Raw genomic sequence first — 22,928 nt, 5'->3', positions numbered from 1 at the left:
CCCCGGGGAAACCGCGATTACCGCGGTTGCAGACAGTTATCTTCTTTCCAGCCGTACAACCACTCGATGCCGCGATAGAACTCTTCCTGGGTTTTGCCTTTCCACAGCAGGTTACGCACCTGACGCTCGACCCCAGCCGCATGATACAGACGCCCCATTTCACGGGTAGACCAGACGATACGCGCCGTGCGCGGAATACGCACCGACTCGTACAGCGCAAACGCGCTGGCGGCATCGCCGTCGCACTGGGTCAGCGCCTTACCGAGCGTCACCGCATCTTCCAGCGCCATGCAGGCGCCCTGGGCCATATACTGCGCGACCGGGTGAGCGGAGTCGCCCACCAGCGTAATTCTGTCGTTGCCCCACTTCTCTACCGGCTCGCGGTCAGCGGTCGACCAGCGACGCCAGGAGGTGGGCTTATCCAGCATCTGGCGCGGACGTGGGTGAATGCCTTTAAAATACGACATGACCTCTTCTTTACTGCCATCACGTACGCCCCACTGCTCGGTTTCGCGGCTGTGGAAGGTCACCACCAGGTTGTACTGCTTACCGCCGCGCAGCGGATAGTGTACCAGGTGGCAGTGCGGGCCAGCCCACAGCACCGGCGCATTGATGCGCAGGTCTTCCGGCATATCATCGCGTTCCACTACGGCGCGATAGACCACGTGGCCGGTCACGCGCGGCGTGTCGCCGAGCAGGCTCTGGCGCACCACCGATTTCACGCCGTCGCAGCCAATCAGAATATCCGCCGTCCAGCTGTTGCCTTTGTCGTCAAACACGGTGACATCATCGGCGGTCTGGCGAATATCCACTACGTGAGTAGAGGTACGGTATTTCACGCCCGGGTGCTGCAACGCCGCTTCCCAGACGGTGGCATGAATATCGACGCGGTGGATAACCGCATAGGGGCCGCCGAAGTGGTCACGAAACGCTTGCCCCGTTTCGATGTGAATCACCTCTTCGCCGTTGACCGCATCCATCATGGTGATGTGGTCGGTAAAGACCGCACGCTGACGGGCGACCTCGCCCACGCCGAGGCTGTCGAGCGCGGAAAACGCGTTCGGCCCGAGCTGGATCCCGGCACCAATCTCGCCAATTTCGTGCGCCTGTTCCAGCAGCATCACCTGGATGCCCTGACGCGCCAGCGACAGCGCGGTGGCCGCGCCACCAATACCGCCGCCGACAATGATTGCACGCGTTACTTTAGCCATGATTCTTCTCCTGTTCTCACTACGCCGGGATCTTGTCCTGCTGGTTTTCAGGGGCCGCCGCAATAAACGCCGGCAGCGCCGTACACGCATCAAACACGGCTTTACAGCGTGGGAAACCGCTTAAATCGCAGCCCATACGCTCCGCATTCGCCCACTGCGGCACCAGGCAGCAGTCGGCCAGCGTCGGCGTATCGCCGAAGCAAAACGCCCCTGATTGGCCACGGCGCAGCAGTTGTTCTACCGCGCTCAGCCCCTGCTGGATCCAGTGTGCATACCAGCGTTTTTTCTCTTCTTCACTCACCTTCAGCTCGTCGCTGAGGTAGCGCAATACGCGCATGTTGTTGATGGGGTGGATGTCGCAACAGATGGCGTACACCACCTCCAGCACGCGCATGCGCTGGGGATCGTTCGCCGGAAGCAGCGGCGTCTGCGGGAAATGTCTGTCCAGCCAGTCAATAATCGCCAGCGATTGCCCCAGCGATTCACCCTCGTCGGTGACCAGTGCAGGCACTAATCCCACCGGGTTCAGGCGTCGGTACTCCAGCGCATTCTGCTGGCCGATACGGATGTTGACCCCGACGGTCTGGTGGTCAATGCCCTTCAGCGCCATCGCAATACGTACGCGGTAAGAGGCCGAACTATTAAAAAAACTGTACAGCTTCATCATTCACCTCAAATAATTTTGACCGCGATGGGCGTTAACCCTTCCACATTACCGGTGATGGTTTCGCCCTTCACGACCGCGCCAACGCCTTCCGGCGTGCCGGTGAAGATCAGGTCGCCCGGCTGCAGTTCGAAGAAGCCAGACAGGTAGCTGATGGTCTCTTTCACGTCCCAGATCAGGTGCTGAATATCGCTGCGCTGACGGTCTTTTCCGTCAACCTGCAGCCAGATTGGCGCGTTATCGAGGGACGGTGCATCGGCGACTTTATGCAGCGGCGCAATCGGTGCGGACAGATCAAAGGCTTTGCCGATTTCCCACGGACGGCCCATCTGACGCATCTCCATCTGACGGTCGCGGCGGGTCATGTCCAGCCCGGTGGCGTAACCCCAGATATACTCTTCAGCTTTCTCCAGCGGGATATCGCTGCCTTTTTTACCAATGGCGACCACCAGCTCGATTTCATAGTGATAGTTGTCGGTCTGCGCCGGGTAGGCGAGGTTCAGGGTTTCGCCAGCGGCAACGGGAACCACGGCATCCGCCGGTTTGCAGAAGAAGAATGGCGGCTCGCGATCCGGGTCAAAGCCCATCTCACGGGCGTGGGCGGCATAGTTACGGCCCACGCAGTACACGCGGCGCACCGGGAATTTCTCATCGCTGCCAACAACCGGCACGGCAACCGGCGCCTGGGGTTCAAATACGTATTTGCTCATCTTTCTTCTCCTGATTAATAGCGCGCTTCGCGGAACAGTCCCAGGGCTTCCTGGACAGGCCTATCCGAGAAACTGAATAGCACGGTCTCTTCTGGCGTGTTAAAGGACACGCTGTGCCAGGTTGGCACGACAAAAATATCTTTCGCTTTAAAGCTGAAGGTCTGCTCGCCGATGGTCACCTCACCGCTGCCTTCCACCACGTGGTAGATGGTGCTGTCGGTGGTGCGCGCCTGACGCGTCTGGAAGCCTTTCGGCAACAGCTGCAGGAAGGCGCCCATCGACGGCATCGGGTAGCCCCCGGTCACCGGGTTGACGTAGCGCATCTTGTAACCATCCCACTCATCGGCATCGCCCATGCGCATCAGCTCATGCAGCGCTTCACGGCTGCGGTCGTAGCGGTAGTTGAAAATCGGCGATGAGTTACCCACCTGATGGCGCAGCGGCAGCATGTTGGCGGCGTAGCGCGGTAGGTAGTCGCCCTCTTTACGGGTGACCGGCTGCTGTTCTTCCGGGTAATCTTCCGCGAAGCCGCAGCCGAGGTAGTTCACCAGCGGCAGGTCGAGGCCGTCGAGCCAGATAACCGGTTCGTCGCCCGGGTTACCGTGGTCGTGCCAGCGCCACTGCGGGGTGAGGATAAAGTCACCGGGGCTCATCTGGGTGCGTTCGCCGTCAACGGCGGTAAACGCGCCGTGGCCTTCTACCACAAAGCGCAGCGCCGACTGGTTATGGCGATGGCTTGGCGCCACCTCACCCGGCATGATCAGCTGCAGGCCCGCGTACAGCGACGAGGTAATCGATGAGTGACCGCGCAGGCCCGGATTTTCCAGCACCAGCACGCGGCGAACCGCCTCTTTTGCGCCAATCAGCGTGCCGCTTTCCAGCAGCAGCGGGCGAATTTCCTGGTAGTTCCAGTAGGCCGGGGCACAGTTGGCGTTCGGCGTTTTTGGCACCAGGTGATGCAACGATTCCCACAGCGGCGTCAGGTTTTGCCCGGAAATATGCTGGTAGAACTGCTGGCGATCGTGTTTTACGTCCGAGGTCATTATTATTCTCCTTAACTTTTCACCGCGCCCATCACAGGCGACGATTCGGGTACTCGGGAAGATTGGCGTACGACCAGCGTCAGGAGCGTCAGCACCACGGCGCTAATGGCGGCCGGTACGGCAATCACAAAGAACAGGGTGTCGAATGAGAAGTTCATCGCCATCATCACGCCGCCGGAAACGGAGCCGACAATCGCGCCGCAGCGACCGATAGCGTTTGACCAGCTCACGCCAGTGGCGCGGCTCTGGGTCGGATAAAGCGTGGCGGTCAGTGCATTCAGGCCAACCTGCGAGCCGCTGATGCCGATGCCGGTACCGAAAATCGCCAGCGCCATCATCCACAGGCCGTTTTCGCTCAGGCCAATCATCACAATGCACACCGCCCCCAGCGCATAGCTCACCGCCAGCACCCAGAACGGGTTGAATTTATCCATTAACACGCCGAGCATCAGCGCCCCCAGCGTACCGCCTACCTGGAACGCCGCCGTTACCCACGAGGCGTGCTGGAGATCGATCCCGCGATGGTTCAGCAGGGTTGGCATCCAGCTGGAGAGTAAATAGATGATCAGCAGGCTCATAAAGAACACCACCCACAGCATCAGCGTGATGGTGAGCTGACGCCCGGCGAACAGCTGGCTGATGCTACCCTTCTGGGTTGCCGCCGGTTCATCGAGCCAGAACTCGGCGTCGTCATAGCGCTCGCCGGTCATGGCGCTGACGGTGCGGCGAATTTCCGCCTGCGGACGCTGACGGCGTACCAGCCAGCGCGGGGATTCCGGCAGCACGGCCAGCAGCACGAAGAACAGCACGATAGGCAAGACGCCGCCCAGCACCAGAATGCCGTGCCAGCCAATCACCGCCACCAACTGCGCGCTGACGATACCGCCCAGCGCCGAGCCGAGGGTAAAGCCGCAGAACATCAAGGTGACCAGCGCGCCGCGACGGCGGGCCGGCAGGTATTCAGAGGTCATGGTGATGGTATTGGGCATTGCGCCGCCAAGGCCGAGGCCGGTTAAGAAGCGCAGGATGATTAAGGCTTCCAGATTCGGTGAGAACGCCGACAGCAGGCTGAAGAGGCCGAACAGCGCCACGCACCATTCGATAACCCGTTTGCGCCCGAGCCGGTCAGAGAGCGGGCCGCACAGCAAGGCGCCTGCGGTTAACCCCAGCAGACCTGCGCCAAACAGCGGGGCCAAATCGCCTGCCGTTAACTGCCAGTGGTCGCGAATGGCCGGGGCGATAAAGCCAATCGCGGCGGTATCAAAACCGTCCATCATCACTACCAGGAAACAGCAGATGATGACGCGCCACTGCATCTTGCCGATCGGAGCGACATCGATGAGTGCCTGTAGTTCACGTCGTTGCGTCATAGGGAGGGCCTCGGTATATGCAGGTTATCCACGTCGCCGTTCACGCTTTCGCCAGAACGGCTCAGAGTAAGATGTTTATTTTTTTGCTTTTATGTTGCTATCTTGTGACATGTGAAATGAGTTGTACAATGGCATTTCATGCCTATCCATAACCTGGAGGTTATATCTCATGGCCGATTGGACGCAGAAGCTGAAGCTCCACCATCTGAAGATGCTGGTGGCACTTGGCGAGCAGGGAAACCTGACTCAGGTCGCTAAAATGATGCACATCACCCAACCCGCGCTCTCAAAATGGTTAACCCAGTTTGAAGAAGAGCTGGGCATCACGCTTTTTGAGCGTCACAGCAAAGGGCTGCGCGTGTCGGAGGGCGGCAAGCTGCTGCTTCAGCACGCACAGCGGCTGATTAACGACATCGAACGCTCGCAGTTTGAGATGGAGCGTTTTAAACAGGGCGGCCTTGTGGGGAGCCTGAAAATCGGCTGCTCGCCGGTGGCGACCGACTGCGTCTCCCAGGCCATTTTCCCGCTGCTGGCCGAAATGCCAACGCTGCATCTGAATATTGAAGAGAAGGTGATGACGCCGCTGTTGCATGATTTGCAGTCCGGCGTCGTGGACGTGGTGGTTGGGCGCATCGGCGGCCGGGCGCTGGAGTTACCGCTAAACTACGAAGTGCTCTATACCGAACCGGTCTGTTTCGTGGCGCGAACCGACCATCCCCTCGCCCACCGCAGCCGACTGTCGTGGGAGGACCTGGCGTCATGGCGCTGGATAGTCTGGCCAAACGGCACGCCGATTCGCCAAAGCATCGACAATGCGCTGGTGGAAAACGGCGTCATGCTGCCTGAAAATACCATTGAGTCGGCCTCGATGAACGTCAGCGTCAACCTGCTGCAAAGCAGCGATATGATCTCAATTCTGTCACTGCGCCTGGCGGAGCGATACCAGAGCCAGGGCCAGCTCGCCATTCTGGCGCTGCCACGTGTTGAGCAGAAAGGCAGCGTTGGCGTATTCTGGCGCAAATCGAGCACGCCTTCGCTGGCGCTAAGCCGGTTTCTCCACTATTTGTCGCATCCGGTGCAAATGACGGAATAACGCCGAGCAGATGCCTGATGTTCGCATTATCTATATCAGGTATGCTCAGATTTCATGATGTGATCGGTAGCACATTTCTGGGTTTAATTGTATGATGAATGCATTCCACCAAAGGTGAATCCCATGCTCAAATCGCTGAATTTAATCTGGCAATACCTGCGTGCATTCGTGCTGATTTACGCCTGTCTGTATGCCGGTATTTTTATTTCGTCGCTGCTGCCGATTACCATTCCCGGCAGCATTATCGGCATGCTTATTATGTTTGTGCTGCTGGCGCTGCAAATCCTGCCCGCGAAGTGGGTCAACCCCGGCTGCTACATCCTGATCCGCTATATGGCGCTGCTGTTCGTGCCGATTGGCGTGGGCGTGATGCAGTACTTCTCGCTGCTGAGCGCGCAGTTCGGCCCGGTGGTCGTCTCCTGTACCATCAGTACGTTGGTGGTGCTGGTGGTGGTGAGCTGGAGCTCTCACCTGATTCACGGTGAGCGTAAAGTCGTTGGTCGTGAGGGAGCGGATAAATAATGCTGCACTATATCTGGTGGTCTTTACCGCTGACCTTAGTCGTCTTTTTCGCCGCCCGTAAGCTTGCCGCGCGCTTTAAGATGCCGCTGCTTAACCCGCTGCTGGTGTCGATGGTAGTCATTATTCCGTTCCTGCTGCTGACCGATATTCCGTACGATCACTACTTTAAGGGCAGTGAAGTGCTGAACGATCTGCTGCAGCCTGCGGTGGTCGCCCTGGCCTATCCGCTGTATGAACAGCTGCACCAGATCCGCGCCCGCTGGAAATCCATCATTACTATCTGCTTCGTCGGCAGCGCGGTGGCGATGATCACCGGGACGTCAGTGGCGCTGATGATGGGGGCTTCCCCGCAAATCGCCGCTTCTATTCTGCCGAAATCGGTGACCACGCCGATTGCGATGGCGGTCAGCGGCAGCATCGGCGGTATTCCGGCCATTAGCGCCGTGTGCGTGATTTACGTCGGTATTCTTGGTGCGGTGTTTGGCCATACCCTGCTGAACCTGATGCGGATTACCACCAAAGCCTCGCGTGGGCTGTCAATGGGCACCGCCTCGCACGCCCTCGGCACCGCTCGCTGCGCCGAGATGGACTATCAGGAAGGGGCGTTTAGTTCGCTGGCGTTGGTTATCTGCGGCATCATGACCTCGCTGATTGCGCCATTCCTGTTCCCGATTATTCTGTCGGTAGTGGGATAAAACGAGACAAATCACACATTTTTAATTGATGTTACACACGTTGCATTAACAATGAGATATTGATCACTAATCGGGGCGCTTGCGCCCCGTACACTACGATCCCATTACATTGTTATGAGGCACAACGCCATGCATCCACGTTTTCAATCTGCTTTTTCGCAACTGGCGGCAGATCTGCAGACCGCTATCGCTCCCCTGCTAGCCGATCCGCACTTCCCTGCTCTGCTGAGCGCCGAGCAGGTCTCTTCGCTTAAAACGGCGACGGGGCTGGACGAAGACGCGCTCGCTTTTGCGCTTCTGCCGCTGGCAGCAGCCTGCGCCCGTGCTGACCTGTCTCACTTTAACGTAGGCGCTATCGCTCGCGGCGTGAGCGGTACCTGGTACTTTGGCGGCAACATGGAATTCCTCGGCGCCACCATGCAGCAGACCGTGCACGCAGAACAGAGCGCCATCAGCCATGCCTGGCTGCGCGGCGAAAAATCCCTGCAGGCCATTACCGTTAACTACACCCCGTGCGGCCACTGCCGTCAGTTTATGAATGAACTGAATAGCGGGCTGGCGCTGCGCATCAACCTGCCGGGCCGTCAGCCGCATACGCTGCAAGACTACCTGCCGGACGCGTTCGGGCCAAAAGACCTCGATATCAAAACCCTGCTGATGGACGAGCAGGATCATGGTTATCCGCTCGAGGGCGATGCGTTGGCGCAGGCCGCGATTCAGGCCGCGAACCACAGCCATACCCCGTACAGTAAAGCGCCCTCCGGCGTGGCGCTGGAGCTGCGTGACGGTACCATTTTCAGCGGCAGCTATGCGGAAAACGCGGCGTTTAACCCAACGCTGCCACCGCTGCAGGGTGCCCTGAACCTGCTGAGCCTGAACGGTTACGACTACCCGGATATTCAACGCGCCATTCTGGCCGAACGCGCCGATGCGCCGCTGATTCAGTGGGATGCCACCGCCGCCACGCTGAAAGCGCTGGGCTGCCACAATATCGATCGCGTGCTGTTAGGTTAACGATGTCGCCCGGACGAGGCGTGAACACGCCGACTCCGGGGTGACTCTGTGCCCCGTCCCGGCGGCGCTTCGCTTAGCCGGGCGACAACACACCGGTTAATTTCCCCGCAATTAAACGATGGTTTCTTGCTCTTGCCCGGCGGGTAAAGTAGCCTGATGTCTCCCTCGTCCACTATTGAGTCAAGTTCATGTTAAAGCGTGTGTTATACAGCCTGTTAGTCCTATGCGGCCTGCTGCTGTTGACCGTGCTGGGTCTTGACCGTTGGATGAGCTGGAAAACCGCCCCTTATATCTACGATGAACTGCAGGATCTCCCCTACCGCCAGGTTGGCGTGGTGCTAGGCACTGCCAAGTACTACCGCACCGGGGTTATCAACCAGTATTATCGTTACCGCATTCAGGGTGCGCTGAACGCCTACAACAGCGGTAAGGTCAACTACCTGCTGTTGAGCGGCGATAACGCGCTGCAAAGCTATAACGAACCGATGACCATGCGTCGGGATCTGATTAAAGCCGGCGTCGATCCTGCGGATATTGTGCTCGACTACGCCGGTTTCCGTACGCTCGACTCCATCGTGCGTACCCGCAAAGTCTTCGACACCAACGATTTCATCATCATCACCCAGCGCTTCCACTGCGAGCGCGCGCTGTTTATCGCCCTGCATATGGGCATTCAGGCGCAGTGCTACGCCGTGCCATCGCCGAAAGATATGTGGAGCGTTCGCCTGCGCGAGTTTGGTGCCCGCTTCGGCGCACTGGCCGATCTCTACCTCTTCAAGCGCGAACCGCGTTTCTTAGGCCCGCTGATCCCCATTCCTGCCCAGCAGGAAGTACCGGAAGGCGCTCAGGGTTACCCGGCGGTGACGCCAGAGCAGCTGCTGGAGTTGCAGAAGAAGAAATCCGCCGCTAAAGCTGATGAGTGATATATGTGTCACTAAAAACGTAAAATGTGAATAACGCGTGATATAAGGTACATAAAACAGCAGCTTCGCTCGTCGACTTACCGGAAAGGCTCCAGGCACGCGGCGTACCGGAGGCCATATTATTGATGCCGTCGATTGGCTTTAAATTTATGACAGACAAACTGACACGGTGGGGGTTGCTATGAGTGCGCAAAATAAAAAAGATGAGATTAAAGCCACCGTCGAACGCTTACGTCAGTCTAATAACGACTTAAATCAGGCGACAGGGATTTATAACGTCACCCGACAGACACCGCTGGTGGAAAAAAAGCGCGTCTCCTCAACAACGGATAAAATCACCACTCAGGAACGTAAAACGGTGATGAATAACCTCATCAGACAGCTACTGCTGGGTGAGATTTCACAGGGCGTCGCACTAAAGCAGTTTCGAATCCACATCATGGGATTAAAACAGGACGCCTACGCCGAACTGGTTTCCGTATCACGCAAAACGCTGTCAGATATTGAAAACGACAAAGGAAATTACTCCGTCGAGGTGATCAATCGAATCTATAAACCCCTCGGTCTACAAATAGGTCTGATACCGATCGCAAAAAGCCTGCTGACGACGCTGCTTTCATCGGAGTAAACCTCAGCTTCAGATAAATCGATCTAATGAATTCTCATTGCGGTAATTGTTCCTATTTGCATCTTATGTATTCTTGCGATCCTCAATAAACCACACCAATTATCAGGTTATTTGTGAATACTTTCACAGAACCCTCCCCCTCATCCGCTTAGCCTGCCAGTAGTTGTTTCACTTTATTTGCCTTAATTAAACTAATCATTAAGGGAGCAATTATGTCGCAACACGAATACCAGGATGAGCTGATTCCCGCCTTTACGCCGCTGTTGGCGATCAAAGAAGCCTCCCGCTGCCTGCTGTGCCACGACGCGCCGTGCAGCCAGTCCTGCCCGGCGGAGACCGACCCAGGCAAGTTCATTCGCTCGCTCTATTTCCGCAACGTTAAAGGCGCGGCCGAAACCATTCGGGAAAATAATGCATTAGGGGCGGTGTGTGCACGCGTCTGCCCAACGGAAAAACTGTGCCAACAGGGCTGTTCCCGCTCGGGAATCGATACGCCGATTGATATCGGCCGCCTGCAGCGTTTTATTACCGACTTTGAGCAGCAGATGGCGATGCAGATTTACCAACCGGGCCGCAAGGATAAGGGCAAAGTGGCGATTGTTGGCGCGGGCCCTGCCGGATTACAGGCCAGCGTCACCCTCACCAATCTGGGTTATGACGTGACCCTTTTCGAAAAGGCGGCCCAGCCGGGCGGCTGGTTGCGTCACGGTATTCCTGAATTCCGCCTGCCACAAAAGGTGCTGGATGCAGAGATTGCGCGCATCAGCGAAATGGGCGTGACGATTCTCTGCGGCTGTGAAGTCGGCAAAAACCTGACCCTCGCCGAGCTAAAAGCCGACTACCGCGCCGTGCTGCTGACCGTTGGGATGTCCAAAGGCGCAACGCTACCAATGTTTAACGACGCAGACCCGGTCGAGATTGCCATCGATTTTCTCCAGCGCACCCGTACCTCTGGCGGCAACATCACCGTACCGCAAAGCGCCCTGATTGTCGGCGGCGGCGACGTGGCAATGGACGTAGCCAGCACGCTGAAAATTCTCGGCTGCTCCTCCGTCACCTGCGTCGCGCGCGAAGAGCTGGCCGACTTCCCGGCAAGCGATAAAGAGTTCACCACTACCCAGGCGCTGGGCGTGTCGATTATCGATGGCTTTACGCCTGTCAGCGTGGCGGGCAACAAAGTCACATTCCAGCACGTCCGCCTGCCCGGCGAGCTAACGCTGACGGCGGAGCGTATTTATCTGGCGGTGGGCCAACGCGCTGAGCTAAATGCCTTTGCGGGCATTCAGGTACAGCGCAACGTCGTGGAAACGCACGACTACCAGACCAGCGATCCTGCGCTGTTCGCCGCGGGCGATATCGTCAAAGGAGATAAAACTGTGGTCTACGCCGTGAAGACCGGGAAAGAAGCCGCTCAGGCCATTCATCACTATTTAGAGGAGGCATGAACATGTTAACCAAAGATCTGTCTGTCACCTTCTGCGGCGTTAAATTCCCTAATCCGTTCTGCCTCTCGTCTTCACCGGTGGGCAACTGTTACGACATGTGCGCCAAGGCCTATGACAGCGGCTGGGGCGGGATCGTGTTTAAAACTATCGGCTTCTTCATTGCCAACGAAGTCTCTCCGCGCTTCGATCATCTGACCAAAGAAGACACCGGGTTTATCGGCTTTAAGAATATGGAGCAGATTGCCGAGCACCCGCTGGCGGAAAACCTGGCGGCAATCCGCCAACTCAAGCAGGATTATCCCGATAAGGTGCTGATCGCTTCGATCATGGGCGAAAATGAACAGCAATGGCAGGATCTGGCGAAGCTCGTCGAGGAAGCCGGGGCCGACATGATTGAGTGTAACTTCTCCTGCCCGCAAATGACCTCCCACGCGATGGGCAGCGACGTCGGGCAAAGCCCGGAGCTGGTAGAGAAGTACTGCCGGGCGGTGAAGCGCGGTTCCTCTCTGCCGATGCTCGCGAAAATGACACCGAACATCGGCGATATGTGCGAAGTGGCGCTGGCGGCCAAACGCGGCGGCGCCGACGGCATTGCGACCATCAACACCGTTAAATCGATTACCAATATCGACCTAAACCGTAAAATCGGCATGCCGGTGGTCAACGGTAAATCCAGCGTCTCCGGGTATTCCGGTAAAGCCGTGAAGCCGATTGCGCTGCGCTTCATTCAGCAACTGCGCACGCACCCCGAGCTGAAGGATTTCCCCATCAGCGGGATCGGCGGGATTGAAACCTGGGAAGACGCCGCCGAGTTTTTACTGCTGGGCGCGGCGACGCTGCAGGTTACGACCGGCATCATGCAGTACGGCTACCGTATCGTCGAAGATATGATAAGCGGCCTCTCCCACTACCTTAACGATCAGGGCTTCCATTCGCTTGATGAGATGATTGGTCTCGCCAATCACAACATCGTGCCGGCCGAAGAGCTCGACCGCAGCTACATTGTCTACCCGCATATTAATCAGGAAAAATGTGTCGGCTGCGGCCGCTGCTATATCTCCTGCTATGACGGCGGGCATCAGGCGATGGAGTGGAATGAAGAGACCCGCACACCGCACTGCAATACCGAAAAATGCGTCGGCTGTCTGCTCTGCGGACACGTCTGTCCGGTGGCCTGCATTAGCCTTGGGGAGATAGCCTTTAAACCGGGTGAAACAGCGCATGCGGTGGCGCTTTAACACCTCTCAACGTTGAGCAAGTAACCCGGACGAGGTGCGCAGCACCGACTCCCGGGTTGTTCGGTGGTAAACCCCGGCGGCGCTGCGCTTGGCCGGGCTACAACGTAAAAGCCCGGCATTTCGCCGGGCTTCTTTTTATTTCTTACGTGCGTACTTGAGGGAGTCCAGCGCCACGGCGAAGATAATAATCCCGCCCTTGATGATGTACTGCCAGTACGGGTTCACGCCGATATAGGTCAGGCCGTAGTTGATAACGGTGAAGATAATCACACCGGTCACCACGCCCAGAACGGTACCGACGCCGCCGCTGAATGACACCCCGCCAACCACGCAGGCGGCAATCGCATCCAGTTCATACATAAAGCCGAGGTTGTTGGTTGCCGAGCCGATACGCCCTGCTTCCAGCATCCCGCCGAAGGCATAGAACACGCCGGACAGCGCATAAATCACCAGCAGGTTCAGAGCAACGTTCACGCCGGAAACCTTCGCTGCTTCCGGGTTACCGCCGATAGCGAAGATGTTTTTACCAAAGCGAGTCTTGTTCCACAGGATCCAGACAAAGCCAACGGCAATCAGCGCGTAGAAAGTAATGTACGACAGTCGGAAACTGCCCAGCGCGATAAACCCTTGCGTGAATGTCGAGAAGCCGCTGTCGAAGCCAGAAATCGGCGATGCGCCCACGAAGTCGTAGTACAGGGAGTTGATACCGTAAACGATGATCATCGTGCCCAGCGTGGTGATAAACGGCGTCACGTTCAGGTAAGCAATGATAATCCCGTTAATCAGGCCAATCACCGCGCCAATAGCGCAGACAATAATCATTACCACGAAGATTGGCATGGTTGCCATCTCAGGGAAGACCTTGTTGGCGTTCTCCATCGACTGCAACAGCGTCGCTGCAATCACCGCCGCGAGGCCAACCTGGCGACCTGCCGATAGGTCAGTACCCTGGGTCACAATCAGACCAGCAACGCCGAGGGCGATGATAATACGCACAGAAGACTGAGTCAGGATATTACTAAGGTTCAACAAACTTAAGAAAGTCGGGTCCTGGATAATAATAATAGCCAGCAGAACCAAAAGAACAACGTAAATACCGCCATCTTTCAGATAAGTGAGAAAGCTTTTTTTATTTAACGCACTCATGTCGAGCCCCTGAAATTAAAGGTGCAATGACGCAAGACGGAGAATTTCGTTTTGCGTTGCGGTTTTCGTTTCTACAATCCCGGCAACCAGGCCATTACTCATGACAAGGATGCGGTCAGTAATACCCAGCAGCTCTGGCATTTCTGAAGAAATAATAATGATCCCTTTATCTTTCTTCGCCAGTTCGGCGATTAATTGATAAATTTCAAATTTTGCACCAACGTCGATACCACGGGTTGGTTCATCCAGCATCAGGATTTCAGGCTGGGTTAACAGCCAACGTCCAATAATCACTTTCTGCTGGTTACCACCGGATAGCGAACCAATTTGCGTGTGATGCCCTGGCGTTTTCACGCGCATCGAGTCGATAACCCATTGGGTGTCGCTCTTCATGCGGGAGTTATCCAGCAGGCCCACTTTGTTTTTATAGCTCTTGATATTCGAGATTAATGAGTTAAATCCAATATCAAGGTAGGCATAAATACCGGTTGAGCGGCGCTCTTCGGTGACCAGCGCAAAACCGTTATTTATCGCTTCGTTGGCGCTATGGTTGTTGATTTTCTTACCGTGCAGGGTAATCGTGCCGCCCGATTTTTCGCGCACGCCGAACAGCGTTTCCACGATATCGGTACGCTTAGCGCCCACCAGCCCGGCGATGCCGAGGATCTCACCTTTACGCAGTTGGAACGACACGTCGCGAATCGATGGCTGACGCAGGGACGTCAGGTGCTGCACGTCGAGGATGACTTCGCCCGGCTCGTTCTGCCTGTCCGGGAAACGCTGGTTCAGCGAACGGCCCACCATCATGGCGATGATCTTGTCCATATCCAGCCCTTCCAGCGGCTGGGTGGCAATCCACTGCCCGTCGCGCAGAACGGTGATTTCATCACACAGCTGGAAAATCTCTTCCATCTTGTGCGAGATATAGACGATGCCGCAGCCACGGTCTTTCAGCTTACGGATGATGGTAAACAAGTGGTTTACCTCTTTTTCCGTCAGCGATGACGTTGGCTCATCCATAATCACGATTTTCGCGTTATAGGAGAAGGCCTTAGCAATTTCAATCATCTGCATCTGCGAAACGGACAGCGTACCGACGCGCGCACGCGGGTCGATATCAATATCCAGCTCATCAAAGATGGCTTTAGTATCGCGATACATTTTGTCCTGATCGACAAACATGCCTTTGGTTGGGTAACGACCTAACCACATGTTGTCCATGACCGAGCGTTGTAATACCAGGTTAAGTTCCTGGTGAACCATCGAAATACCATTCTCCAATGCTTCTTTAGCAGAATGGAAATCAATCTCTTTGCCCTGGAAGAGAATACTGCCGGAATCTTTTTGGTAGATCCCAAATAGACATTTTAATAACGTTGATTTGCCCGCACCGTTCTCGCCCATTAATGCATGGATCGAGTGCGGACGAACTTTCAGGTTAACATTATCGAGTGCTTTTACGCCCGGAAATGACTTGTTGATCTGGCTCATTTCCAACAAGAATTCACCAGACGGCTCTCTATTATTGTTGTCCATATATATACCTGGCTGCGATATTTCTGCGTCAGTATTTATAGGGCGCACAAATGCGCGCCCTATATATTTAAAGATTACTTACCGGTGAATTCGCTAAGGTTGTCTTTATCTACGCCAACGTAAGGAACGCGGACGATTTTGTTCTCGATCTTCCAGTTGGTACCATCAGCAGCACCTTTACCGGCCGCGAGGTTTTTCGCCAGATCGAAGGTCGCCTTCGCCTGGTTGTTCGCATCGTTCAACACGGTACCGGCCATCGCACCGGATTTCACCAGCGCCAGCGCTTCTGGCAGGGCATCAACGCCGAATACTGGGATGGAAGATTTGTTGTGTGCTTTCAGCGCTTCTACCGCACCCATTGCCATCGCATCGTTGTTGGCGATAACGACTTCAATTTTGTTGGCGTTAGGGCCGGACAGCCATGCGTCCATCTTATCTTTCGCCTGAGCGGTATCCCACATTGCGGTATCTAACGCCAGCTGCTGGGTTTTCAGGCCCTTGTCGTTCAGCTCTTTGATAACGTAGGTGGTACGCGCTTCAGCATCCGGGTGGCCCGGTTCGCCTTTCAGCAGAACGAACTGAATCTGGCCGTCTTTGTTCAGGTCCCAGTTCGGGTTCGCCGCCCAGTGTTTAGCAATCAGGTCGCCCTGGATAATACCGGACTCTTTAGAGTCAGTACCGACGTAGAACGCTTTGTCATAGCTATCCAGCGCTTTACGAGAAGGTTCTTTGTTGAAGAAGACGATCGGCACGTTCTGGCCGCGCGCTTTTTCAATAACCGTGCCCGCCGCCGCTGGGTCAACCAGGTTAATTGCCAGCGCTTTCACGCCTTTTGCCAGCAGCACGTCAATCTGGTCGTTCTGCTTGGACTGGTCGTTCTGGGAGTCGTTCATCAGCAGCTGAACGTCCGGCGCGGTTTTCGCATCTTTCTCGATAGCTTTACGCACAACGGACATAAAGTTGTCGTCGTATTTATAAATTGTCACACCAATACGCGTATCGGCAGCGTGAGCTGCTGCACCGAAAAACATGCTGGCCATCAGGGCAGACAGGGTTAACACCTTCTTATTCATGGTATCTCCGGTTTTATTATGCAGGGTAGTTCGGGTGAAAATAATCGGCGGGCAGCGTTAACGGAATGTTACTGCTCGACGAAATTCACTGATAAAAATTTGTTCTTCCGTGTTGAGTAACAATCCAGATGACGTTCTAAACTGTTTTTGCAGCTGGAATACGTTATAAAAAGTGATTAATCACCGTTACATCATGTTTCAGCCTGATAAACGCTGCCATCATAGCCATGCCGATGTTAACAATCTGTGAATTTACTCACAGATTGAAAACGGTTACATCGAGCTAACAAATCAGTTCGTGATGGGATGCACAAATTGCCGTTGCGCCACCGAATGGCGGCGAACCAAGGTCGGCATAAAGCAGTGCGTTGCTTCGCCGTCAAGCTTTCCTGCCGCCCCTAACAGCGCCAGTTCCGTGGCCTGTTTTGCCATAGAAACAATCGGGTAGCGGATAGTTGTCAGCTGCGGGTCGGTATAGCGGGCGATGGGAATATCATCAAAGCCAATGACCGACACCTGCTGCGGCACGGCAATGCCGTTATCTTTAAGCGCGCTAAGCGCCCCGGCCGCCATATTGTCGTTATAGGCAAACACTGCCGTCAGCCCGGCATTGCGTCCGAGCAGCTCAACCATCGCCGCTTCCCCGCCCTGCATATCCGGCGAGCCGGTGCCGACCCAGCTATCGGGGGCCACAATTCCCTGCTCCAGCAGCGCACGCGCCCACCCTTCCCGCCGCATATCATCATCTTCAATGCGGTGGCTGGAGGCGAGATAACCAATACGTTGATGACCATGATTGAGCAGCATTCGCGTCCCCATCAGCGCACCACTGACGTTATCAAGGCAAACGCAGCGATGGGCATAGCCGGGAACGATGCGGTTGATGAGCACCATGCCGGGCATCTGCGCCATAAACTCGCTCAGTTCACGATCGCTTAAGGCTTTTGAATGGACGATTAACGCGCTACAGCGCTGACGAATCAGCACCTCAATGGCGTTACGCTCTTTTTCTGCTTCGTGGTAGCTATTGCCGATAAGAACATATTTATGATGCTGCTGGGCGACGGTATCCACCGCTTTGACCAGCGCACCAAAAAAGGCGTCGGACACATCCATCACCACGCAGCCAATGGTATCGCTGACCTGCGTAGCCAGCGCCTGCGCGTTGGCGTTCGGGCGATAGCCCAGCGCTGACACCGCTTTCATGACCATGTCGCGCGTCTCATGGCTGACCAGCGCGCTGTTGTTCAGCACCCGCGAAACGGTGGCAACGGAGACGCCCGCCTGGCGGGCGACATCACGAATGGTGACCATACACACCGCCCGGTTGAAAATTGCTGCAGTTCACGATACACCCCCTATGTCCAGCGTGAGCGCTATTCTGGCAGCGAGCTTGCGGCAACTACGTGAGTGAGGTCACAGGGTTGGAAACGGTTACATCCATTTTGTTAATGGTTGTGATCTGGATCGTTATCTAAATGTGCCGCGAAATGACACACCTGACGCTTTTGCCGTCAATTGTCGCCAGAGCCATTCAACCGGCCCCTGACGGAAATAGCGCAGCCACAGCAGCGAGAACGCGAGGTTGACCAGCCAGATGGGAACGACAAACGCCAGCAGCGTCAGGCGATCGAATTCCATAAACAGGCCGAAGTGATAAAACAGCGTGGTGCAGATAAGCGTTTGCAGAAGATAGTTGGTGAGCGCCATGCGCCCGACGCAGACCACCGCCGCCGCCAGCCGGCTACGGCTGATTTGCGGCCAGTAAGCGTAGGCCAGCGCCGCATAGCCCAGCGTCTGGATAGGCGCGCTGATTTCACGCGGCGCCTGCAGCAGGAACGCACACCAGCGATAGTCCCAGCCGAGATGCCACTGGGCGGCAATCGCCGGCAGGTTAATCAGCATACCAAGCGAAATACACACCGCCGCGCAGCGACGATAGTGGCGGTGGCTGAACTGCCCTTTCAGCCAGCCGCAGCGCATCAGCGCCGCGCCCATCAGCATCATGCCCGCCAGCTGCCAGCCGTACTGCGCACCGAGCGCCAGCAGGTTCGCCGACAGCATATCGCTGCGGTTAGTGATGGCTTCCATTCCGCCATTCAGCTTCCAGTAATGTTCGTAGAGCAGGCTTGAAGCATCCGGCACCCATGAACGGCTTTGTCCGTTATCGGCAATCAGCCCAAGTAACAGCAGCACGGCCACGCCAATCACGTACAGCATCGCGCCGGTGTTGAATAATGCTTTCACTTCACGCGCGTCGCGCACCAGCCGCCAGCAAACCAGCCCCACCAGCGAATAGGCCAGCAAAATGTCGCCGTCCCAGAACAGTAGCCCGTGGATAAACCCAAGCAGCGCCAGCAGCGTCAGACGGCTTTGGATCCAGCGTGAACCGCGCGGTAGCAATAGCTGAAGACCTGCACCAAACAGCAGCGCAAACAGGGTGAGGAATTTCACCTGCGCAAACAGGTCAAGAATGGCCCACGTCCAGGCATCGCGAGAGGTAATTTCGCCGTACCAGGCAGGGTTAAGATAGGCGGCCTTCGGCAAGCCGAAGGCGCTGATGTTCAGCAGCAGGATACCCAGTATGGCTACGCCACGAATAAAATCCAGCGTGACGTTTCGCTCCATGTACCCTGCTCCGTTGGTCAATTAATTGTGGTGACGTACCGCGCGCAAGAACTCCTGGCGGGTATTCTGGCTGGACTTAAACAGGCCGCCCAGCGAGGTTGTGGTGGTGGCGCTGGTCGCATCACGAATGCCACGCGCTTTCACGCAGTAATGCACCGCGTCAATAGAAACCGCCACGTTGTTGGTACCGAGCAAAGTTTGCAGCGCGGTCAGAATCTGCTGCGTCAGACGCTCCTGCACCTGTGGGCGCTGAGCGAAGAACTGCACGATACGGTTGATTTTCGACAGACCAATCACCGAATCTTTCGGGATATAGGCCACGGTCGCTTTACCGTCGATGGTGACAAAATGGTGTTCGCAGGTGCTGGTTAAGGTGATATCGCGCACCGTTACCATTTCGTCGACCTTCATTTTGTTTTCAATGACGGTAATTTTCGGGAAATTAGCGTAATCAAGCCCGGAGAAAATCTCATCGACATACATTTTTGCAATGCGATGCGGCGTTTCCATCAGACTGTCATCACTCAGATCGAGATTCAGCAGCTGCATGATCTCAGTCATATGCCCGGTGATCAGACGCTTACGGGTTTCATTATCCATTTCGCGCTCCGATGGGCGCAGCGGCGTTTCCAGACCACGGGCGACCAGCGCTTCATGAACCAGGACCGCTTCTTTACTCAGTGATGACATCGTTTATTCTCCTGCAGGTGTGGCGCTTTGCTTTTTCGGTGCAAAGTTTGCACTCATTGTGCGTGAGGCGACGCACAGAATCCAGTATTCGTCGCGATAATTATTGCAATCGTTATTCTCTTTCAACCCGCGGACGCCAGACCAGCGCTCCGCCAATCAGTAAGGCCACGGCGGCAATGCCCAGCGCGGGCTCCAGCCGTTGCGTGAGCCAGGTGGATATTGCCGAGGTCATCGGTCCCACTAATTGCCCAACGGCGTAACCGGTGGTCAGCAGTCCGGCCATATAGCGCGCGTGTTTTGGCGCGAGTTCGCGGCCATACAGCAGCGACAGCTGCACCGCCGCCAGGAATCCGCCGCCGACCAGCAGCGCGCCGCACACCAGCCCGCTCATCCCCGGTAGCAGCCAGGCCAGCAGTACGCCCAGCCCCTGAAGCCACAGTACGACGGCCAGACGCTGATGCGCGTGACCTACCCCACGCATGGCGATACTCAGGCCAATACCCATAACGCTCGCCAGACCGAAAATCGGCCAGATAAACTGCGCAAACAGGCTCTCAGGAAAGCGATGGCTCGCCATCTGCGATAAAAAGGTAGCGGGCAGGATATAGCCGAAGCCTGCCAGACTATAGCTCCACACCAGCCGTTTCAGATTAGTGGTTAAAGTCAGCGGCTCGGGCTTTTCGCCGCTGCGGTGCAGTTCACCCGGACGCGGCAGCCAGCGGCCAATCAACGCCACCAGCAGCAGTGCCAGTACGCCATAAAGCTGCCAGCCCGCCGCTGCGCTCAGCGACTGTGCATGAATAAACACGCCGAGCAAACCGCTTAGCGCAATACCGGCGCCCGGCCCGGCAAATACCGCCGCGCTGAGGCCAGGCCTCGCATAGTGCGCCAGCCGTTCGTTAACCCACGCCGCCGTCAGCACCATTGCCCAGCCGCTCATGCAGCCAATGACAAAACGCAGCGCGCCGTGCAGCCAGGCGTTATCCGCCAGCGCCGAGAGGAAGGTCAGCGCAACGGCGCCCACAATCCCTAAATAGAGACGCATTTCCACACCGCGATGGGCGCGCATGGCATCCCACGCGCCAACCAGATACCCCAGATAGTTCAGCGCGGCGACCAGCCCGGCGCTGGTCAGCGTCAGCTCGCCTTCGCCGATCATCAACGGCACCTGTGGGGTAAACGCGAAGCGCCCTATCCCCATCGCCACTACCAGTACCAGAAACCCACTTAGCGCAATACGTACCGGCATGAATGCCCCGGATGTAAATGTAAAGTTATCTTTATGATGCAACATGTGGATGTTATGCGGAAGTGAAAGTTACTCACCGCCGATGAATTATCTGTATGATGGACTGATATATTTTGACCAAAACCGCGAGGAGCCCGCATGGAAATGCTTGAAGAGCACCGCTGTTATGGCGGCTGGCAGCAGCGCTGGCAGCACCATTCTGCCACGCTAAATTGCCCGATGACCTTTAGTCTGTTTTTACCTCCGGAAGGGAAAAAAACGCCGCCACCGGTGCTGTACTGGCTGTCCGGCCTGACCTGTAACGATGAGAACTTCACCACCAAAGCCGGGGCGCAGCGTGTTGCCGCTGAACTGGGCATTGTGCTGGTAATGCCCGATACCAGCCCACGCGGCGACGGCGTTGCCAACGATGCCGGTTACGATCTCGGCCAGGGCGCAGGCTTCTACCTGAACGCCACCGAATCCCCGTGGGCTGCGCACTATCGGATGTATGATTATCTGTGCGATGAGCTCCCGGCGCTTATCCAGGCGCAGTTCAACGTGAGCGCACGCAGCGCGATTAGCGGCCACTCCATGGGCGGCCACGGTGCGCTGATGCTGGCGCTCAAAAATCCGGGCAAATATTGCAGCGCGTCGGCCTTCGCGCCGATCGTCAACCCAAGCCGGGTGCCGTGGGGGCAGAAAGCCTTTAGCGCCTATCTGGGCGATGACGTTGCTCGCTGGAAAGAGTGGGACAGCACCGAGCTGCTGCTGGCAAGTCAGGCGGAGCATGCTATCCCGATGCTCATTGACCAGGGCGATAACGACCAGTTCCTCGCCGACCAGCTCCAGCCTGCGGTGTTCGCCGAGGCAGCACGGCAGAAAGACTGGCCGCTCACCCTGCGCATTCAGCCGGGTTACGACCATAGCTATTACTTTATTGCCACGTTTATTGAAGATCACCTGCGTTTCCACGCCGAGTATCTATTGAAATAATGATGGTCCCGGTGTCGGCGCTTACGCGCCTCATCCGGGCTACCTCTCCGGCAACGTGTACGGATACGCCTTGCGATACTGCAACGGCGTTTTCCCCATATTCTTGCGAAAACAGGTAATAAACCACGCGTATTCGGTAAAGCCGACCCTTTCGGCAATCTCCCTCACTGAATGCTGTGAGTGCAGCAACAGCTCGCAGGCCTGGCGAATGCGCCGCATCATCAAATATTCCTGAATCGTCCCGCCGGTTTCATCATGAAATCGCCGCGAAGTATGCCCGCGCGAACACCCCATCACGTCGGCAATCTCCTCTAACGAACAGCGTTCATGATAGTGATTCTCCAGCCAGCGGATAATCGTCGATGAGAAGGTGTTATGCCCCACCGCCTGCTCCTGCTGTGGCAGCAGGCTAATCAGTTGCATAATTAAAAACGCGCTGTCGCTGGTGCTCCAGCTCTCTTCGTGCGTTAAGGTTTCAAAGCGCTGTAACAGCGTTTCAATCACCGGCTGCAGGTCGCCAACGTCAAACACCCTCGCCTTTTCACCACGCCCGCAGAGATGGCGTAGCAGCATCTGCTGACGAGGAAAATCCCGCAGCCAGGGCTCAATCAACGACGGGTTAAAGTGCAGCGTGGTGCGGTGATAAAGGTTGCGCTCGCTTTGCTCAACGTAGACCTTGTGCAGCTTGCCTGGCGGGAAAATAAACAGCCGCCCCGGCTTCACCGTATATTGCTGATGCTCCATCAGCGCGATACCCACGCCCCGTGAAACGGTGAGGATCTCCGCGCATTGGTGCCAGTGGTAATAGTTAGCGGGAAGATTCTGCATCCGGTTGAAATAGATAGATTTATCGTTGAGATGAATCTGCTCGAGATAGGTAGTGTCTTCCGTAGGTTGTGAATGTGCCACTGCGCCAGCCCCACATGTTAATAAACTTAAACTTTCATCATCGGAATAAAACTTTTACGCCAAATTACGCCATAAAATTATTTTTAATTACCCTTCATGCTTAAAAGTAAGAGCGTAATCACATTTGCTAACCACGCCAAATTCCTATTATTCGTCCGCCATCAAC

Annotated in this window: 22 protein-coding genes; 9 read left to right on the top strand and 13 right to left on the bottom strand. The window is 56.1% G+C overall.

Going from position 1 to position 22,928, the window contains the following annotated elements; all coding sequences use genetic code 11:
* Window positions 1-17: 17 nt before the first annotated feature.
* Genes HII27_RS05335 through mhbT form a run of 5 tightly spaced genes read right to left on the bottom strand, consistent with a single transcriptional unit; the run spans window position 18 to window position 4,998 of the window.
* The gene (locus tag HII27_RS05335) at window positions 18-1,211 is read right to left on the bottom strand and encodes a 3-hydroxybenzoate 6-monooxygenase (protein ID WP_035893422.1); all 1,194 of its coding nucleotides are present in this window, start codon (window positions 1,209-1,211) and stop codon (window positions 18-20) included.
* 19 nt (window positions 1,212-1,230) lie between these two features.
* Window positions 1,231-1,875, bottom strand: coding sequence for a maleylacetoacetate isomerase (maiA, locus tag HII27_RS05330; RefSeq protein ID WP_185666924.1), 645 nt, complete (start codon window positions 1,873-1,875; stop codon window positions 1,231-1,233).
* A gap of 8 nt (window positions 1,876-1,883) precedes the next feature.
* A complete protein-coding gene (locus tag HII27_RS05325; protein WP_185666923.1) occupies window positions 1,884-2,585 on the bottom strand; it encodes a fumarylacetoacetate hydrolase family protein in 702 nt (233 codons plus the stop codon).
* A 14-nt stretch (window positions 2,586-2,599) separates the two neighbouring features.
* Window positions 2,600-3,628 carry a gentisate 1,2-dioxygenase gene (gene gtdA / locus HII27_RS05320; protein ID WP_185666922.1) on the bottom strand — a complete coding sequence of 343 codons (1,029 nt, stop codon included), beginning with the start codon at window positions 3,626-3,628 and terminating at the stop codon, window positions 2,600-2,602.
* A gap of 11 nt (window positions 3,629-3,639) precedes the next feature.
* Window positions 3,640-4,998 carry a 3-hydroxybenzoate transporter MhbT gene (mhbT, locus tag HII27_RS05315; RefSeq protein WP_185666921.1) on the bottom strand — a complete coding sequence of 453 codons (1,359 nt, stop codon included), beginning with the start codon at window positions 4,996-4,998 and terminating at the stop codon, window positions 3,640-3,642.
* Window positions 4,999-5,167: 169 nt separating this feature from the next.
* Between mhbT and HII27_RS05310 the strand changes: the two genes are divergently transcribed.
* From HII27_RS05310 to preA, 8 genes are all read left to right on the top strand, one after another.
* Window positions 5,168-6,091 carry a LysR substrate-binding domain-containing protein gene (locus HII27_RS05310; protein ID WP_185666920.1) on the top strand — a complete coding sequence of 308 codons (924 nt, stop codon included), beginning with the start codon at window positions 5,168-5,170 and terminating at the stop codon, window positions 6,089-6,091.
* Between the two features lie 123 nt (window positions 6,092-6,214).
* Window positions 6,215-6,613, top strand: a complete 399-nt coding sequence (locus HII27_RS05305; RefSeq protein ID WP_185666919.1) for a CidA/LrgA family protein — start codon at window positions 6,215-6,217, stop codon at window positions 6,611-6,613.
* A complete protein-coding gene (locus HII27_RS05300; RefSeq protein ID WP_185666918.1) occupies window positions 6,613-7,308 on the top strand; it encodes a CidB/LrgB family autolysis modulator in 696 nt (231 codons plus the stop codon). Before HII27_RS05305 ends, HII27_RS05300 begins: the two co-directional genes overlap by 1 nt.
* Before the next feature lie 129 nt (window positions 7,309-7,437).
* Complete coding sequence (cdd, locus tag HII27_RS05295) at window positions 7,438-8,322, top strand: cytidine deaminase (protein WP_185666917.1); 885 nt, start codon at window positions 7,438-7,440, stop codon at window positions 8,320-8,322.
* Between the two features lie 188 nt (window positions 8,323-8,510).
* Window positions 8,511-9,245, top strand: coding sequence for an outer membrane permeability protein SanA (gene sanA / locus HII27_RS05290; RefSeq protein WP_185666916.1), 735 nt, complete (start codon window positions 8,511-8,513; stop codon window positions 9,243-9,245).
* A gap of 181 nt (window positions 9,246-9,426) precedes the next feature.
* Window positions 9,427-9,873: a helix-turn-helix transcriptional regulator gene (locus HII27_RS05285; RefSeq protein ID WP_185666915.1), complete on the top strand. Its 447-nt coding sequence runs from the start codon at window positions 9,427-9,429 to the stop codon at window positions 9,871-9,873.
* 212 nt (window positions 9,874-10,085) lie between these two features.
* Window positions 10,086-11,318, top strand: coding sequence for an NAD(P)-dependent oxidoreductase (locus HII27_RS05280; RefSeq protein WP_185666914.1), 1,233 nt, complete (start codon window positions 10,086-10,088; stop codon window positions 11,316-11,318).
* Between the two features lie 2 nt (window positions 11,319-11,320).
* Entirely contained in the window at window positions 11,321-12,556 is a 1,236-nt protein-coding gene (gene preA / locus HII27_RS05275; protein WP_185666913.1) for an NAD-dependent dihydropyrimidine dehydrogenase subunit PreA, read from the top strand.
* A gap of 135 nt (window positions 12,557-12,691) precedes the next feature.
* On the opposite strand, the gene mglC is transcribed toward preA, so the two are convergent.
* The 7 genes from mglC to HII27_RS05240 form a co-directional block, all read right to left on the bottom strand.
* On the bottom strand, window positions 12,692-13,702 hold the full coding sequence (gene mglC, locus HII27_RS05270) for a galactose/methyl galactoside ABC transporter permease MglC (RefSeq protein WP_185666912.1): 1,011 nt from the start codon (window positions 13,700-13,702) through the stop codon (window positions 12,692-12,694).
* Between the two features lie 15 nt (window positions 13,703-13,717).
* Complete coding sequence (mglA, locus tag HII27_RS05265) at window positions 13,718-15,238, bottom strand: galactose/methyl galactoside ABC transporter ATP-binding protein MglA (RefSeq protein WP_185666911.1); 1,521 nt, start codon at window positions 15,236-15,238, stop codon at window positions 13,718-13,720.
* A 74-nt stretch (window positions 15,239-15,312) separates the two neighbouring features.
* The gene (gene mglB, locus HII27_RS05260; RefSeq protein WP_185666910.1) at window positions 15,313-16,311 is read right to left on the bottom strand and encodes a galactose/glucose ABC transporter substrate-binding protein MglB; all 999 of its coding nucleotides are present in this window, start codon (window positions 16,309-16,311) and stop codon (window positions 15,313-15,315) included.
* Between the two features lie 291 nt (window positions 16,312-16,602).
* The gene (gene galS / locus HII27_RS05255) at window positions 16,603-17,625 is read right to left on the bottom strand and encodes an HTH-type transcriptional regulator GalS (protein WP_185666909.1); all 1,023 of its coding nucleotides are present in this window, start codon (window positions 17,623-17,625) and stop codon (window positions 16,603-16,605) included.
* Window positions 17,626-17,781: 156 nt separating this feature from the next.
* Window positions 17,782-18,939, bottom strand: a complete 1,158-nt coding sequence (gene yeiB / locus HII27_RS05250) for a DUF418 domain-containing protein YeiB (protein ID WP_185666908.1) — start codon at window positions 18,937-18,939, stop codon at window positions 17,782-17,784.
* 21 nt (window positions 18,940-18,960) lie between these two features.
* Window positions 18,961-19,629 carry a GTP cyclohydrolase I FolE gene (folE, locus tag HII27_RS05245; RefSeq protein ID WP_035893451.1) on the bottom strand — a complete coding sequence of 223 codons (669 nt, stop codon included), beginning with the start codon at window positions 19,627-19,629 and terminating at the stop codon, window positions 18,961-18,963.
* Window positions 19,630-19,741: 112 nt separating this feature from the next.
* The gene (locus HII27_RS05240; protein ID WP_185666907.1) at window positions 19,742-20,878 is read right to left on the bottom strand and encodes a YbfB/YjiJ family MFS transporter; all 1,137 of its coding nucleotides are present in this window, start codon (window positions 20,876-20,878) and stop codon (window positions 19,742-19,744) included.
* Between the two features lie 138 nt (window positions 20,879-21,016).
* Between HII27_RS05240 and fghA the strand changes: the two genes are divergently transcribed.
* On the top strand, window positions 21,017-21,853 hold the full coding sequence (gene fghA / locus HII27_RS05235) for an S-formylglutathione hydrolase (RefSeq protein ID WP_185666906.1): 837 nt from the start codon (window positions 21,017-21,019) through the stop codon (window positions 21,851-21,853).
* Between the two features lie 39 nt (window positions 21,854-21,892).
* Here fghA and HII27_RS05230 read toward each other — a convergent pair whose 3' ends face one another.
* Complete coding sequence (locus HII27_RS05230) at window positions 21,893-22,762, bottom strand: AraC family transcriptional regulator (RefSeq protein WP_317983834.1); 870 nt, start codon at window positions 22,760-22,762, stop codon at window positions 21,893-21,895.
* Between the last annotated feature and the right edge of the window lie 166 nt (window positions 22,763-22,928).

Source organism: Kluyvera sichuanensis (assembly GCF_014218705.1).
Lineage (GTDB): Bacteria > Pseudomonadota > Gammaproteobacteria > Enterobacterales > Enterobacteriaceae > Kluyvera > Kluyvera sichuanensis.
This window is presented reverse-complemented; position numbering and strand designations above follow the sequence as displayed.

What these genes read in the sequence shown, in the direction of transcription:
- galS (WP_185666909.1), bottom strand. Translation starts at nt 17,625, where the DNA reads ATGGTCACCATTCGTGATGTCGCCCGCCAGGCGGGCGTCTCCGTTGCC.
- cdd (WP_185666917.1), top strand. Translation starts at nt 7,438, where the DNA reads ATGCATCCACGTTTTCAATCTGCTTTTTCGCAACTGGCGGCAGATCTG.
- mhbT (WP_185666921.1), bottom strand. Translation starts at nt 4,998, where the DNA reads ATGACGCAACGACGTGAACTACAGGCACTCATCGATGTCGCTCCGATC.
- folE (WP_035893451.1), bottom strand. Translation starts at nt 19,629, where the DNA reads ATGTCATCACTGAGTAAAGAAGCGGTCCTGGTTCATGAAGCGCTGGTC.
- fghA (WP_185666906.1), top strand. Translation starts at nt 21,017, where the DNA reads ATGGAAATGCTTGAAGAGCACCGCTGTTATGGCGGCTGGCAGCAGCGC.
- mglB (WP_185666910.1), bottom strand. Translation starts at nt 16,311, where the DNA reads ATGAATAAGAAGGTGTTAACCCTGTCTGCCCTGATGGCCAGCATGTTT.
- HII27_RS05280 (WP_185666914.1), top strand. Translation starts at nt 10,086, where the DNA reads ATGTCGCAACACGAATACCAGGATGAGCTGATTCCCGCCTTTACGCCG.
- HII27_RS05335 (WP_035893422.1), bottom strand. Translation starts at nt 1,211, where the DNA reads ATGGCTAAAGTAACGCGTGCAATCATTGTCGGCGGCGGTATTGGTGGC.
- HII27_RS05305 (WP_185666919.1), top strand. Translation starts at nt 6,215, where the DNA reads ATGCTCAAATCGCTGAATTTAATCTGGCAATACCTGCGTGCATTCGTG.
- sanA (WP_185666916.1), top strand. Translation starts at nt 8,511, where the DNA reads ATGTTAAAGCGTGTGTTATACAGCCTGTTAGTCCTATGCGGCCTGCTG.
- HII27_RS05310 (WP_185666920.1), top strand. Translation starts at nt 5,168, where the DNA reads ATGGCCGATTGGACGCAGAAGCTGAAGCTCCACCATCTGAAGATGCTG.
- preA (WP_185666913.1), top strand. Translation starts at nt 11,321, where the DNA reads ATGTTAACCAAAGATCTGTCTGTCACCTTCTGCGGCGTTAAATTCCCT.
- mglC (WP_185666912.1), bottom strand. Translation starts at nt 13,702, where the DNA reads ATGAGTGCGTTAAATAAAAAAAGCTTTCTCACTTATCTGAAAGATGGC.
- HII27_RS05300 (WP_185666918.1), top strand. Translation starts at nt 6,613, where the DNA reads ATGCTGCACTATATCTGGTGGTCTTTACCGCTGACCTTAGTCGTCTTT.
- gtdA (WP_185666922.1), bottom strand. Translation starts at nt 3,628, where the DNA reads ATGACCTCGGACGTAAAACACGATCGCCAGCAGTTCTACCAGCATATT.
- HII27_RS05240 (WP_185666907.1), bottom strand. Translation starts at nt 20,878, where the DNA reads ATGCCGGTACGTATTGCGCTAAGTGGGTTTCTGGTACTGGTAGTGGCG.
- mglA (WP_185666911.1), bottom strand. Translation starts at nt 15,238, where the DNA reads ATGGACAACAATAATAGAGAGCCGTCTGGTGAATTCTTGTTGGAAATG.
- yeiB (WP_185666908.1), bottom strand. Translation starts at nt 18,939, where the DNA reads ATGGAGCGAAACGTCACGCTGGATTTTATTCGTGGCGTAGCCATACTG.
- HII27_RS05285 (WP_185666915.1), top strand. Translation starts at nt 9,427, where the DNA reads ATGAGTGCGCAAAATAAAAAAGATGAGATTAAAGCCACCGTCGAACGC.
- HII27_RS05325 (WP_185666923.1), bottom strand. Translation starts at nt 2,585, where the DNA reads ATGAGCAAATACGTATTTGAACCCCAGGCGCCGGTTGCCGTGCCGGTT.
- maiA (WP_185666924.1), bottom strand. Translation starts at nt 1,875, where the DNA reads ATGAAGCTGTACAGTTTTTTTAATAGTTCGGCCTCTTACCGCGTACGT.